Below are 12,874 nucleotides of genomic sequence, written 5' to 3'. Positions count from 1 at the left end.
AGGCCAGGCTGTACCGCAGTCTGTAGCCTCCCCGAGCGTTTCTGGACTAAGCATGAGAATACTGATCATTGGCCCCAGCTGGGTCGGCGACATGGTGATGGCGCAGACCCTGTTCCAGCGCCTGAAACAGCAGCACCCCGACTGCGTGATCGACGTGCTGGCCCCCGAGTGGAGCCGGCCGATCCTCGAACGCATGCCTGAAGTGCGCCAGGCCTTGAGCTTCCCGCTCGGCCACGGCGCGCTGGAGCTGGCCACGCGCCGGCGCATCGGCAAGTCGCTGGCCGGGCAGTACGACCAGGCCATTTTGCTGCCCAACTCGCTGAAGTCGGCATTGGTGCCGTTCTTCGCTGGCATCCCCAAACGCACCGGCTGGCGCGGCGAAATGCGCTTCGGTCTGTTGAACGATGTGCGCAAGCTGGACAAGGCTCGCTACCCGCTGATGATCGAGCGCTTCATGGCCCTGGCCTACGCACCCGGCACCGAGCTGCCGCAGCCCTATCCGCGCCCCAACCTGCAGATCGAGGCGCAAAGCCGTGACGCCGCCCTGGCCAAGTTCGGCCTGGAGCTGGACCGCCCGGTGCTGGCGCTGTGCCCCGGCGCCGAGTTTGGCGAAGCCAAGCGCTGGCCTGCCGAGCACTATGCCGCCGTGGCCGACGCGATGATTCGCCAGGGCTGGCAGGTGTGGCTGTTCGGCTCGAAGAACGATCACCCGGTCGGTGAACAGATCCGCGACCGGTTGATCCCGGGCTTCCGTGAGGAGTCGTCCAACCTGGCCGGCGAAACGTCGCTGGCCGAGGCCATCGACCTGATGTCTTGCGCCCATGCCGTGGTGTCCAACGACTCCGGGCTGATGCATGTGGCCGCCGCGCTGAACCGCCCGCTGGTGGCTGTGTACGGCTCGACGTCGCCCGGCTTTACCCCGCCGCTGGCCGAGCAGGTGGAGGTGGTGCGTACCGGTATCGAGTGCAGCCCGTGCTTTGACCGCACCTGCCGCTTCGGCCACTACAACTGCCTGCGCCTGCTGGAACCGGGCAAAGTCATCGCCGCCCTGCACAGCCTCAGCGGGCCGGACCTGATCGATACCGTGGCCGAGGTCGACTAAGTGCGGGTACTGATCATCAAGACCTCGTCGCTGGGTGATGTGATCCACACCCTGCCGGCGCTTACCGATGCCGCCCACGCCATTCCCGGCATCCGTTTCGACTGGGTCGTGGAAGAAGGCTTCGCCGAAATCCCCAGCTGGCACCCGGCGGTCGACCAGGTTATCCCGGTGGCGATCCGCCGCTGGCGCAAGAACCTGTGGCAAACCATCAAGAGTGGCGAGTGGAAGGCGTTCAAACAGCGGGTGCGCGCGCGCAAGTACGACCTGGTGATCGACGCTCAGGGCTTGGTCAAGTCGGCTTGGCTGACCCGTTACGTCAAGGCGCCGGTTGCCGGCCTGGACCGCTACTCGGCCCGCGAAGGCTGGGCCAGCCGTTTCTACGACCGGCCGTTGTCGGTTGCCACCGGCCAGCACGCGGTGGAGCGGGTACGCCAATTGTTCGCCATGGCCCTGGCCTACGACCTGCCCGAAGGCATTGGTCAATACGGCCTGGATCTCGACCGCTTGCAGTTGCCGCCCGCCGCGCCCTACGTGGTGTTCCTGCATGGCACCACCTGGGCGACCAAGCACTGGCCCGAAGCCTACTGGCGCGAACTGGCCGAGCGCATGGGCCGGCGCAAGCTGGAAGTGCGCCTGCCCTGGGGCAACCCTGCCGAGAAGGCGCGGGCCGAGCGTATCGCCCAAGGCTTGAACAACTGCCAGGTGCTCCCCAAATTGAACCTTGCCGGCGTCGCTCGCGTACTGGCGGCGGCAAAAGCCTGCGTGGCGGTCGACACTGGCCTTGGCCACCTGGCGGCGGCACTCGATGTGCCCACCATTTCGCTGTTCGGCCCGACTAACCCGGGCCTGACTGGCGCCTACGGACGGACCCAGATTCACCAGGCCAGTGACTGGCCTTGCGCTCCCTGCCTGCAGAAGAAGTGCACCTACAAACCGAGCGCCGACGACCTGCGCCGGTTCGATCTGAAACGCGAGTGGCCGCTGTGCTTCACTCGCCTGAATCCCGAGCATGTGGCGGGCCGCTTGAGCGCGTTGCTGCTGGCTGAGGATGTCCGTTGATGCAACTGGCTTTCGTACTTTACAAATACTTCCCCTTCGGCGGGCTGCAGCGCGACTTCATGCGCATTGCCCTGGAATGCCAGAAGCGGGGCCACCAGATCCGCGTGTACACGCTGATCTGGGAGGGTGACATTCCGCCGGGCTTCGAAGTGCTGGTGGCGCCGGTGAAGGCGATTTTCAACCACCGCCGCAACGAGAAGCTCAGTGCCTGGATGGCCGCCGACCTGGCCAAGCGCCCGGTCGACCGCTTGATCGGCTTCAACAAGATGCCGGGGCTGGACGTGTACTACGCCGCCGACGGCTGCTTCGAAGACAAGGCGCAGACCCTGCGCGGTGGCCTGTACCGTCGCTGGGGCCGCTACCGGCACTTTGCCGAGTACGAGCGCGCGGTGTTCGCCAAGGACGCCCACACCGAAGTGCTGATGATTTCCGAAGTGCAGCAGCCGCTGTTCATCAAGCACTACGGCACCCCGGTCGAGCGCTTCCACTTGCTGCCGCCAGGCATTTCCCAGGACCGCCGGGCGCCGGCCAATGCCGCCGAGATCCGCGCCGAGTTCCGCAAGGAATTCAACCTGGGCGACGACGACCTGCTGCTGGTGCAGATTGGCTCGGGCTTCAAGACCAAGGGCGTGGACCGCAGCCTCAAGGCCCTGGCCGCGCTGCCGTCGGCCCTGCGCAAACGCACGAAGCTGATGGTGATCGGCCAGGACGACCCCAAGGTGTTCCAACTGCAAAGCGCTACCTTGGGTCTGGGCGACCAGGTGCAGTTCCTCAAGGGCCGCAGCGACATCCCGCGCTTCCTGCTGGGCGCCGACCTGCTGATTCACCCGGCGTACAACGAGAACACCGGTACCGTGCTGCTCGAAGCGCTGGTGGCCGGCCTGCCGGTGCTGGTGTCCAAGGTGTGCGGCTACGCCCACTACATTGCCGAGGCCGACAGCGGCCTGGTGCTGGACGAGCCATTCGAACAGGAGCAGCTCAACGGCTACCTGCAACGCATGCTCGAAGACTCGCAGGCCCGTGCCAATTGGTCGCGCAACGGCCTGGCATTTGCTGAAACCGCTGATCTGTACAGCATGCCGCAGCATGCTGCCGACGTGATCCTGGGGCAGAAAACCGCATGAAGCTGATTTTGGCCGAACCCTTCAAACGCCTGTGGGCCGGGCGTGATGCCTTCGATGCCGTAGAGGCGCTGCAAGGCGAGGTCTATCGCGAACTGGAAGGGCGCCGCACGCTGCGTACCGAGGTGGAGGGCGAGGGGTTCTTCGTCAAGATCCATCGCGGCATTGGCTGGGGCGAAATTTTCAAGAACCTGCTGACCGCCAAGCTGCCCGTGCTCGGTGCCGGCCAGGAATGGCAGGCTATCCAGCGCCTGCATGAAGTGGGTGTGCCGACCATGACCGCCGTCGCCTATGGCGAGCGCGGCGGCAACCCGGCCGCGCAGCACTCGTTCATCATCACCGAAGAGCTGGCGCCAACCATCAGCCTGGAAGACTACAGCATCGACTGGGTCAAGCAGCCACCCGAGCCGCGCCTGAAACGCGCGCTGATCGCCGAAGTGGCGAAGATGACTGGCGGTATGCACCGCGCCGGGGTCAACCACCGCGACTGCTACATCTGCCACTTCCTGCTGCACACCGACCGCCCGGTGACGGCGGATGACTTCAAACTGTCGGTGATCGACCTGCACCGTGCGCAAACCCGGGCGAAGATCAGCCGCCGCTGGCGCGACAAAGACCTGGCCGCGCTGTACTTCTCGGCGCTGGACATCGGCTTGACCGAACGCGACAAGCTGCGCTTCTTGCGCGGTTACTTCCAGCGCCCGCTGCGGCAGGTGCTGAAGGACGAAGCCGCGCTGCTCGCCTGGCTGGAGCGCAAGGCGCAGAAACTCTACGATCGCAAGCAACGCTATGGGGATGCTCTCTGATGGCGAGTTGGACACTGGCGCCGGGTTACGAAGACCTGGCGGCGGACTTCGGCAGCCTCGATGCGGTTTTTGCCATTCAGGGCGAACGCCTGACCCGCGACCCGCTCAGCGAGGTGGTACGTATCGAGCGTGACGGGGTCAATTACTACGTCAAACGCTACACCGGGGCCGGCAAGCACATGCGCCGTTACCTGGGCCGGCCACGTATCAAGGCCGAATGGCAGAACCTCAAGCAGTTCGCCAAATGGGGCATCCCCACCGCTGAAGTGGTGGCCTGGGGCCTGGAGCGCAACGGCCTGGCCTTTGGCCGTGGCGCGATGATCACCCGCGAGCTGCCGCGCACCGAAGACCTGTCGGCACTGGCCGAGCGCCACGATGCGCGCCTGGCCGATCGCGCCTGGGTCGACCACGTCAGCCGTCAACTGGCGCGCCATACCCGGGTGATGCACGAGCACCGCTTCGCCCATAACGACCTGAAGTGGCGCAACCTGCTGGTCGATGACCAGGGCACGCTATTCTTCATCGACTGCCCCACCGGCGACTTCTGGCGCGGCTTCATGTGGCGGCACCGGATGATCAAAGACCTGGCATGCCTGGACAAAGTGGCCAAATACCACCTGTCCGCCACCCAGCGCCTGCGCTTCTACCTGCAATACCGTGGCCGCGACCGGCTGAATGTGCGTGACAAGAAACGCATTCGCCAGGTACTGGGCTTTTTCGAGGGAAGGGAATGACCGATTACCTGGCCAGCGCGGACCTCGCGCTGCTCAAACGCCATGGCCTGGACGACTTCGAGGCGCTGTGGGCGCTGCAACTGGAGGCCGTGGACGAACCCAACACCGGCCGTGGTGGCTGGAGCAGCGTGTTCCGCCTGGAGCTCGAAGGCAAGGGCTACTACCTCAAGCGCCAGAGCGACTACCTGACCCGCACCCTGCACCGGCCGTTCGGCGAGCCGACCTTTGCCCGTGAGTTTCGCAACATCAGCCGCTATCAGAAGCTGCACATTCCAGCGTTGCAGGCGGTGTTCTATGGCGAGCGCAAGCAGGGCGGCAAGCACCGGGCGATCCTGATGACCCGCGCCCTGGACGAATGGGCCGACCTCGACAGCCTGCTGGCCCAGTGGCCACAGCTTGGCGATGCCGAACGCAGCGGTATCCTGCAGGCCTGCGGCCAACTGGCGCGCACCCTGCACAGTGCCGGCCAGGTGCATGGCTGCTTCTACCCCAAGCACATCTTCCTGCGTCAACGCCGTGATGGCTGGGACGCGCAATTGATCGACCTGGAAAAGACCCGGCCATTGCTGTTCGGCATGCGCGACCGCCTCAAGGACCTGGAGCCGCTGCTGCGCCGCGCCCAGGCTTGGAGCGAGGCCGATGTACGCACGCTGCTGGCGTCCTACCTGGCGCAGCCGGCCGACAGCACGCTGGTCGATACCTGGCTGCAACGGCTGACGCAACGCCGTCGTGAAAAAGAGGCCCGCTGATGCGTTTGTCTGAACTGAAGGATGCCGGCCGCAGCCCATCGCTGCCGCTGAGTATCACCCTGGCCGATGCCGCTGGCAGCGCCGAACTGCAACTGCTCAGCTTGCTGCGGGTGTTGCCAGGTCAGCGTTATGTGGGCGCTGGTGTGTGGCGCGGTACCCCGGTGCTGGCCAAGTTGCTGGTAGGCGGCAACGCTGCCCGGCATTTCCAGCGCGAACTGCAAGGTGTGAAGTTGCTGGCCGAGCAGGGCCTGACCACGCCAAAGCTGTTGGCCGATGGCCTCAAGGAAGGCGAAGGCGGCTGGCTGCTGTTCGAGTTCCTCGACGGTGCCCAAAGCCTGGCCGATGCCTGGGCCGCAGTGGAAAACCTGCCCGTGCTGGCCGACGAGCAGCACCTGGTGCTGGGCGAAGCGCTCACCGCCGTTGCGCACATGCATGCCCAAGGCCTGTGGCAGGAGGACCTGCACCTGGACAACTTGCTGCGCCATGGCGGCAAGCTGTACTTGATCGACGGCGCTGGCATCAAGGCCGAAACGCCTGGCCAACAATTGTCGCGCCCACGTGTGCTGGAAAACCTCGGCGTGTTCTTCGCCCAGTTGCCCAAGCGCCTGGAACCGTTCATCGAAGAGCTGCTGGTGCACTACCTGCTGGCCAATGCCGAGCATGCGCTGCCGCTGGAAGCCCTGCAGAAGCAGGTGGACAAGGTGCGCAACTGGCGCCAGAAGGACTACCTGGAAAAGGCCGGCCGCGAGTGCAGTTTGTTCAGCGTGCAGCGCAGCCTCTCGGGGTTGCAGGCGATCCGCCGCAGTGAGGTGGAGGCGATGCAGCCGGTGCTGGCGCAGGCCGATGCGCTGATCGACAAGGGCCATCTGTACAAGACCGGTGGTGCCGCCAGCGTGGCGCGCATCGAGGTGAACGGCCGTCAGTTGGTGCTCAAGCGCTACAACATCAAGAACACCGCCCACTGGTTCAAGCGCTTCTGGCGGCCGAGCCGTGCCTGGCATTCGTGGATCGAAGGCCATCGTCTGGAGTTCCTCGACATTGCCACGCCCAAGCCGTTGGCGGTGCTGGAGCAACGGGTCATGGGGCTGCGCAGTCGCGCTTACCTGGTGACCGAGTATGTCGATGGCCCGGACCTCACCGCGTGTTTCGCACCGTTCGTAGAGAATGGCGATGCACCGGAGGAGCAAGTGGACGCGCTGGTGCATGTGATGCAGCAGCTGATCCGCGAACGCATCAGCCATGGCGACTTCAAGGGCCATAACCTGTTCTGGGACAAAGGCCAATGGTCGTTGATCGACCTTGATGCCATGTGCCAGCACGCTACCCAGCTCAGCTTCGCTCCGGCCTACGCCCGTGATCGGGCGCGGCTGCTGCGTAACTGGCCGAGCGGCAGTGCCTTGCATCAGCGGCTGGACCGGCTGCTGCCCAAGCTGGCCGAATGATCCGCGGGTAGTCGTTCGGCAATACCCGGTGTCAGCGGGCTACCTCAGCGGCGCCACAGGCCGCGTATCGAGAACCACGCAGGTAGCCCAAGGCCTAGCCAGGACAACCCGTCCCAGCCGCCATCGCCGAGCAAGGCGGCGAACAGCCCCAGGGCTCCCAGCAAGGCGATCAGTGCCGGCCAGGCGAAGATGCGCGCAGTGGTTTGCGACTTGTGGCTCATGCACGCGCCTCCCTGGGTTTGCGCTGCTTGCCCCACCACAGGTACAGGCCGCTGCAGAGCACGATGATGGTCAGCACGTCGAGTACAGCCCAGAGGATTTGCATCGGCCGCCCGCCGTAGTCGCCGAAATGCAAGGGTTGCGACAGGCCCATGGCGTCCATGTACCAGGGGCGTTCGCCGACCGCTGTAACCGCTAGGGTGCGGGCATCGATCAGGACCGGCGTGAACAGGTGCGAGCTCAGGTGCGTGGCGCCGTTCATGAACACCGCATAGTGGTGCTCGCTGGAGAAACGCGTGCCGGGGAACGCGATGAAGTCCGGGCGCATGCCGGGGGCGGCCTGTTCGGCAATTTCCAGCAGGCGTGTGGCTGGCGCACGCTCGGTGAGCGGCGGGGCGTTGCGGTAGGGGGCGACCATGGTGGCCAGGCTGTCGTTGCGCCAGGCCGCGATGACCAGGTCGGACAGGGCGCTGATTACACCGGTTACGCCTACTGTCAGTGCCCAGGCCAGGGTGACTACGCCGATCAGGTTGTGCAGGTCCAGCCAGCGCAGGCGGCGCGACTTTTCGTGGCGCACGGTGCCGAATTCCAGGCGGCGCATGAACGGTGCGTAGAGCACGGTGCCGGAGACGATCGCGACGATGAACAGCACACCCATGAAGGCCAGCAGCAGCTTGCCGGGCAGGCCGGCGAACATGTCCACGTGCAGGCGCAGCATCAGCATCATGAACCCGCCATTGGCGGCAGGCATGGCCACCGCGTCGCCGGTACGGGCATCGAGCATGAAGGTGTGCGAGAGGTTGGGGTCGGTGCCAGCGGTGGCGGCGGTGATGGCGACCACGCCGTTGGGTTCGTCTTCATCGTAGCCGAAGTACTGCATGACCTCGCCGGGGCGGTGCTGCTGCGCTTTTAGTACAAGCTGCTGCAGGTCGAGGTGTGGGGTGTCTGCCGGCATTTCTCGCAGTTCGGGCGCGTCGCCGAGCAGGTGTTCGAGTTCGTGGTGGAAGATCAGCGGCAGGCCGGTGACGGCCAGCAACAGCAGGAACAGGGTACAGACCAGGCTGCTCCAGGTGTGGATCACGGACCAGCGGCGGATGGTTGGGCTTTTCATCACGGTACCGATTGTTGTCTGTTGGCGCCGGGGGCTGCTTTGCAGCCCATTCGCAGCACAAGGCTGCTCCTACAGGGGTACGCATTTCCCCTGTAGGAGCAGCCTTGTGCTGCGAATGGGCCGCAAAGCGGCCCCAGCTCACTCAGAACTTGTAAGTGGCACTGGCCACAACGCTGCGCTCATCGCCGTAATAGCAGTAGTAAGAGTCACAGGTAGACAGGTAATCCTTGTTCAGCAGGTTGGTAGCATTGACTGCCACCGATGCGCCTTTCAGGCTACCGCTCAGGCGGCCGAGGTCGTAATGCACCGACGCATCGAACACCGTGTAGGCCTTGGCTTTGCCCAGGTAGGTATTGGCTTGGTCGCCATAGGTATTGCCGGTGTAACGCGCGCCCAGGCCAATGCCGAAGCCGTCGAGCACGCCGGAGTGCCAAGTGTAGTCACTCCATACCGAGGCCTGCTGGTTAGGTATCAGTTGCAGGCGGTTGCCCTTGTACAGGCCGTCCTGCACTTCAGATTTGGCCAAGGTGTAAGCGGCAATCACTTTCAGGTTTTCGGTCACGTCGGAAACCGCTTCAAGCTCCAGGCCGTGGACTTTCACTTCGCCGGTCTGGCTGGTGATGGGTACACCACCCACGTTGTTGGTGACCGAGACGTTTTTCTGGGTCAAGTCATATACGGCTGCCGACAGCAGGGTGTTGGAACCCGGTGGCTGGTACTTGATGCCCAGCTCCCACTGTTTACCTTCGGTTGGCTTGAAGGACCCCGTTGCCGAGGCGTCGGCATTGCTAGCCGGCTGGAAGGATTCGGCATACGAAAGGTACGGCACGAAGCCCGAATCGAACACGTAGCTGATGGCCGCGTTGCCGCTGAATTTCTTGTCGCGCTGGGTATTGGTGGCATCACCCTGGTTGAAGTACTTGGTACCGGTATGCACCCAGTCCTCACGGCCGCCCAAGGTCAGGCGCCAGTTACCGAGCGCCATCTGGTCCTGGACATACAGGCCGGTCTGATGGGATTTCTGGTTGTAGTCGTAGAACGCCGTGGAGCGGTCCGGGCGGACGATCGGCACACCGTAGACCGGGTTGTTGACATTGCTGTCCGGCACGTTGAAGCCGAAGATCGACAGGTAGTTGGTGTTGATCCGCTGGTGGTCCAGGCCAAGCAGCAGGGTATGGCTGATGTCGCCGGTGGTGAAGTCGGCCTGGAAGTTGTTGTCCACGGCGAACTGGCTGATGTCTTCGTCAGTGTTGGTGGACATGCGGCTGACCGTGCCATCGTCTTTCACCGGGCCACCGGGCTGGTAGTAGCTGCCAGGCGTGATGGTCTGGAACGACAAGTCTGTCTTGGTGTAACGCAAGTTCTGACGGAACTGCCACACGTCGTTGATACGGTGCTCGAAGGCGTAGCCCAGCGCGTAGTAAGTGCGGTCGTAGAACTCGTAATCCGGGTCACCGAGGTTCTTGTGGTGCGAAATCTTGCCGAACGGCATGTCGATCTTGGTGCCCTGGATGGGGCGGAACTGGCTGGTGGCGCCGGTATCGTCACGGGTGAACTGGGTCAGCAGGGTGAGGGTAGTGTCCTCGTCGATGTTCCAGGTCAGGCTCGGGGCGATGTTGTAGCGCTTGTCGTCGATATGATCGATCTGCGTGCCGCCGTCGCGGATCACACCACTGACGCCGTACAAAAAGCGGCCTTCATCGTCGATCTTGCCGGTGCTGGCGAAGTTGATCTGGCGATGGTTGTCGCTACCGTATTGCAGCTCGATCTCATGGGCGCTTTCGGCCTGCGGGCGGCGGCTGACCATGTCCAGCAGGCCGCCTGGTGGGGTCTGGCCATACAGCGAGGACGCTGGGCCGCGTAGCAGGGCGAGGCGGTCGAGGTTCCAGGTTTCGGCTTTCGGGTTGGCGTAGACGCCGCGTGGCAGTGGCAGGCCGTCGAGGAACTGGGTCGGCTCGAAGCCGCGCACGCGCATCCAGTCGTAGCGCGTATCGCTGCCGAAGCTGGCGGAAACGATGCCCGGCATGTAGCGCACGGCGTCATCCAGGCTGTGCACGCCCCGGTCTTTCATCTGCTCGCGGGTAGCGACGGAGATGGAGCGGGGGACTTCGACCAACGCGGTGTCGGTCTTGGTGCCAGCAGCGGTGCGCTTGGCCAGATACCCCTCTACCGGGCCCCAGGCATTCTCAGAAGCGCTGGCTGCGTTCACCGTGGTCTCCGGCAGCGCCAGGGTGCCATCCGGGACGGCCACCAGGCTGTAGCTGCCCGCGCTGCTCTGTTGCAATTGCAGGCCGGTGCCACGCAGGGCGGCTTGCAGCGCGCCAAGGCCGTCGTATTGGCCGCTTACGGGGGCTGAGGTGCGGCCGCTGACCAGTGCCGGGTCGATGGCCAGGGCAATGCCGGTCTGGCTGGCGATCTGGTTGAGGGTGGTGGCCAGCGGCGCACTTGGCAGGTTGTAGGCGCGTGGAGCGGACTGCTCGGCGGCGAACAAGGCAGGGCTGGCCAGCGGTGCGGCCACGGCGATGGCCAGGGCCATCAGGCTGGGACGCAGGATACGATCAACGGCACGGGACATGCGGCGGTTCCTCGACGGGTAAGTGCTTGCTGCTTCCTTGCCGAGCGAGATTTGAAAAGTGACAGGGCGAATCTGAAAAATACTGAGAATTATTTTGAACTGGCTTTTGCCTGTGCTGGCTTCTTCGCGGGCTTGCCCGCTCCCACAGGTACTTCACAGTGCTTGAAACCTGTGGAGTGCCTGTGGGAGCGGGCGAGCCCGCGAAGAGGGAGGTGCAGGTCTACTTGGGAACGACGTTGACCCACCACTGGGTATGCCGCTCGATCTTCACCGGCAGTACCGGCACCAGCGATGCCAGTGCCAGGTCGGTGTCGGTCAGTGGGAAACTGCCGGTCACGCGCAGGTCGGCGACCTTGGCATCCACCCCGAGGTAGCCGCTGCGGTACTGGCCCAACGCGGCCAGCAGATCGCCCAGGCGCACGTTGTCGACCACCAGCATGCCACGGGTCCAGGCATCGGCACCGGCTGGCACCGAGCCGACCTGGCCGAGGCCGTTGGCGTTCATCAGCACCTGCTGGCCTTCACGCAGCACCTGTTCGTCGCCGCTGTTATGCGGCATGGCGGCAACCGAGGCTTGCAGCACTTCCAGGCGTGTACCGCCGCTTTCACGACGGACCAGGAAGCGCGTGCCCAATGGCCGCAGGCGACCGTCGTCGGTGCGTACCAGCAGCGGGCGCGGGTCCTGATGGCCGGTTTCGACCGAGATTTCGCCCTGGTGCAGCACGATCACCCGTTGCTCGCCTGCGTAGTCGATATCCACGGCGGTGTGGGTGTTGAGGCTCAGCAGTGTGCCGTCTTCCAGGCGCAAGGTTCGCAGCTCACCCGTGGCAGTGCGCTGGTCGGCTAACCAGTAGCTGGGCGCCAGCGACGGGGCGCCAACCCAGGCCAGCAGCGAACCGAGCAGGAACATGCCGGCCAGCCCGCCGCCCACCTTGCCGATGCGTCGTCGCAGGCTGACGCGCGATTGCAGCAAGGCCTGGCGTGCCGGGCCGGCCGCTGCGCTGACGCGTTGGTCCATGGCGCCGAGCTGACGCCAGGCGCGTGCGTGCTCTTCGCTGGCGGCGTGCCAGCGCATGAATTCGTTGCGTTCATCAGGCGTGTCGCTGGCATCGCCGAGGCTGAGTTTCCAGGCGATGGCGGCTTCCAGTACCCGGGACGAAACCGGTGCGTTGCTCACGTCGGCTCCCCGTACAAGGCCACGTAGCACTGGCGCAGGCCCTGGGCGATGTACTGGCGCACCCGCGATACCGAAACGCCCAGGCGCTCGGCGATCTCGGCATGGCCCATGCCGTCCAGGCGGTTATGCAGGAACGCCGCGCGGGCCTTGCTCGACAGCTTGCCGAGCAGGCGGTCGATGGCCTTGAGGTCTTCGAGGATCAGGTGCTGCACTTCCGGCGAGGGCTGTTCGGCTTCCGGTATCAGCGCCAACTCGGCCAGGTAGGCCTGCTCCAGCGCGGCGCGGCGGAAATGGTCGAACATCAGGCCCTTGGCCACGGCGGCGAGGAAGGCACGTGGTTCGCGGGGCGTGTCCAGTTGCTCGCGACCGAGCAGGCGCACGAAGGTGTCCTGGCTCAGGTCTTCGGCACGTTGGCGGCAGGCCATGCTGCGTTGCAGCCAGGCGAGCAGCCAGCCGCGGTGGTCGCGGTACAGCGTACCGACCAGATCGGCGTGTGGGCTCTGTGCAGAAGACAAGCAGCGTCCCCCCGGAACGTATGCATTAACTAACGATAATTATTCGCGATTGTTGCAGAGGGGAGGGGGTGGGTGCAATGGACGCTTATCGGATTGCCATCATGGAGAAGGTTGATGGGATTGGCTTGAGTGTTTTAGCGCCTGTGAGATCGAGCGCCGCAGCACTCAACCCCTACAAACCGTGACTTTGCACGATGCGCCGCCGCCACCCACGCAACCGTTGTTCCAGCTGCAACGGGCTGTCCAGTTGCTGGCGCCGGGCCT

12 protein-coding genes and 1 pseudogene are annotated in these 12,874 nt (G+C 64.6%); 7 read left to right on the top strand and 6 right to left on the bottom strand.

From position 1 onward, the window contains the following. Window positions 1-52: 52 nt before the first annotated feature. The 7 genes from waaF to ACNFBR_RS18820 are packed head-to-tail and all read left to right on the top strand — an operon-like array spanning window position 53 to window position 7,013. Window positions 53-1,102, top strand: coding sequence for a lipopolysaccharide heptosyltransferase II (gene waaF / locus ACNFBR_RS18850; protein ID WP_416736279.1), 1,050 nt, complete (start codon window positions 53-55; stop codon window positions 1,100-1,102). Next, window positions 1,103-2,161 carry a lipopolysaccharide heptosyltransferase I gene (gene waaC / locus ACNFBR_RS18845; RefSeq protein ID WP_416736278.1) on the top strand — a complete coding sequence of 353 codons (1,059 nt, stop codon included), beginning with the start codon at window positions 1,103-1,105 and terminating at the stop codon, window positions 2,159-2,161. Beyond that, on the top strand, window positions 2,161-3,285 hold the full coding sequence (locus ACNFBR_RS18840; RefSeq protein WP_416736277.1) for a glycosyltransferase family 4 protein: 1,125 nt from the start codon (window positions 2,161-2,163) through the stop codon (window positions 3,283-3,285). The genes waaC and ACNFBR_RS18840 overlap by 1 nt, the downstream gene beginning before the upstream one ends. Beyond that, entirely contained in the window at window positions 3,282-4,088 is an 807-nt protein-coding gene (gene rfaP / locus ACNFBR_RS18835) for a lipopolysaccharide core heptose(I) kinase RfaP (protein WP_416736276.1), read from the top strand. The genes ACNFBR_RS18840 and rfaP overlap by 4 nt, the downstream gene beginning before the upstream one ends. Then, a complete protein-coding gene (locus ACNFBR_RS18830; RefSeq protein ID WP_416736275.1) occupies window positions 4,088-4,822 on the top strand; it encodes a lipopolysaccharide kinase InaA family protein in 735 nt (244 codons plus the stop codon). The genes rfaP and ACNFBR_RS18830 overlap by 1 nt, the downstream gene beginning before the upstream one ends. Next, on the top strand, window positions 4,819-5,571 hold the full coding sequence (locus tag ACNFBR_RS18825) for a lipopolysaccharide kinase InaA family protein (RefSeq protein WP_416736274.1): 753 nt from the start codon (window positions 4,819-4,821) through the stop codon (window positions 5,569-5,571). The genes ACNFBR_RS18830 and ACNFBR_RS18825 overlap by 4 nt, the downstream gene beginning before the upstream one ends. After that, a complete protein-coding gene (locus ACNFBR_RS18820) occupies window positions 5,571-7,013 on the top strand; it encodes a lipopolysaccharide kinase InaA family protein (RefSeq protein ID WP_416736273.1) in 1,443 nt (480 codons plus the stop codon). Before ACNFBR_RS18825 ends, ACNFBR_RS18820 begins: the two co-directional genes overlap by 1 nt. Before the next feature lie 44 nt (window positions 7,014-7,057). Here the strand turns inward: ACNFBR_RS18820 and ACNFBR_RS18815 are convergent, their stop codons facing one another. The 6 genes and pseudogenes from ACNFBR_RS18815 to ACNFBR_RS18790 form a co-directional block, all read right to left on the bottom strand. Beyond that, a complete protein-coding gene (locus ACNFBR_RS18815; protein WP_012270146.1) occupies window positions 7,058-7,234 on the bottom strand; it encodes a hypothetical protein in 177 nt (58 codons plus the stop codon). Further along, complete coding sequence (locus ACNFBR_RS18810) at window positions 7,231-8,343, bottom strand: PepSY-associated TM helix domain-containing protein (RefSeq protein ID WP_416736272.1); 1,113 nt, start codon at window positions 8,341-8,343, stop codon at window positions 7,231-7,233. The genes ACNFBR_RS18815 and ACNFBR_RS18810 overlap by 4 nt, the downstream gene beginning before the upstream one ends. A gap of 142 nt (window positions 8,344-8,485) precedes the next feature. After that, window positions 8,486-10,918, bottom strand: coding sequence for a TonB-dependent siderophore receptor (locus ACNFBR_RS18805; protein WP_416736271.1), 2,433 nt, complete (start codon window positions 10,916-10,918; stop codon window positions 8,486-8,488). A gap of 220 nt (window positions 10,919-11,138) precedes the next feature. Further along, window positions 11,139-12,095: a FecR domain-containing protein gene (locus ACNFBR_RS18800; protein WP_416736270.1), complete on the bottom strand. Its 957-nt coding sequence runs from the start codon at window positions 12,093-12,095 to the stop codon at window positions 11,139-11,141. After that, window positions 12,092-12,610: an RNA polymerase sigma factor gene (locus tag ACNFBR_RS18795; RefSeq protein ID WP_416736269.1), complete on the bottom strand. Its 519-nt coding sequence runs from the start codon at window positions 12,608-12,610 to the stop codon at window positions 12,092-12,094. Before ACNFBR_RS18795 ends, ACNFBR_RS18800 begins: the two co-directional genes overlap by 4 nt. Before the next feature lie 172 nt (window positions 12,611-12,782). Then, window positions 12,783-12,874, bottom strand: a pseudogene (locus ACNFBR_RS18790) (3'-5' exonuclease); the annotation flags it as partial.

Source organism: Pseudomonas sp. NY11955 (genome assembly GCF_048068035.1).
Taxonomy (GTDB): Bacteria; Pseudomonadota; Gammaproteobacteria; order Pseudomonadales; family Pseudomonadaceae; genus Aquipseudomonas.
The sequence above is the reverse complement of the archived record's forward strand: the minus strand, read 5'-3'. Positions and strand labels throughout refer to the sequence as shown.

Excerpts from the sequence above, each read along its gene's own strand:
- rfaP (WP_416736276.1), top strand. The coding sequence starts at position 3,282 with ATGAAGCTGATTTTGGCCGAACCCTTCAAACGCCTGTGGGCCGGGCGT.
- ACNFBR_RS18840 (WP_416736277.1), top strand. The coding sequence starts at position 2,161 with ATGCAACTGGCTTTCGTACTTTACAAATACTTCCCCTTCGGCGGGCTG.
- ACNFBR_RS18825 (WP_416736274.1), top strand. The coding sequence starts at position 4,819 with ATGACCGATTACCTGGCCAGCGCGGACCTCGCGCTGCTCAAACGCCAT.
- ACNFBR_RS18805 (WP_416736271.1), bottom strand. The coding sequence starts at position 10,918 with ATGTCCCGTGCCGTTGATCGTATCCTGCGTCCCAGCCTGATGGCCCTG.
- ACNFBR_RS18830 (WP_416736275.1), top strand. The coding sequence starts at position 4,088 with ATGGCGAGTTGGACACTGGCGCCGGGTTACGAAGACCTGGCGGCGGAC.
- ACNFBR_RS18810 (WP_416736272.1), bottom strand. The coding sequence starts at position 8,343 with ATGAAAAGCCCAACCATCCGCCGCTGGTCCGTGATCCACACCTGGAGC.
- ACNFBR_RS18820 (WP_416736273.1), top strand. The coding sequence starts at position 5,571 with ATGCGTTTGTCTGAACTGAAGGATGCCGGCCGCAGCCCATCGCTGCCG.
- ACNFBR_RS18815 (WP_012270146.1), bottom strand. The coding sequence starts at position 7,234 with ATGAGCCACAAGTCGCAAACCACTGCGCGCATCTTCGCCTGGCCGGCA.
- waaF (WP_416736279.1), top strand. The coding sequence starts at position 53 with ATGAGAATACTGATCATTGGCCCCAGCTGGGTCGGCGACATGGTGATG.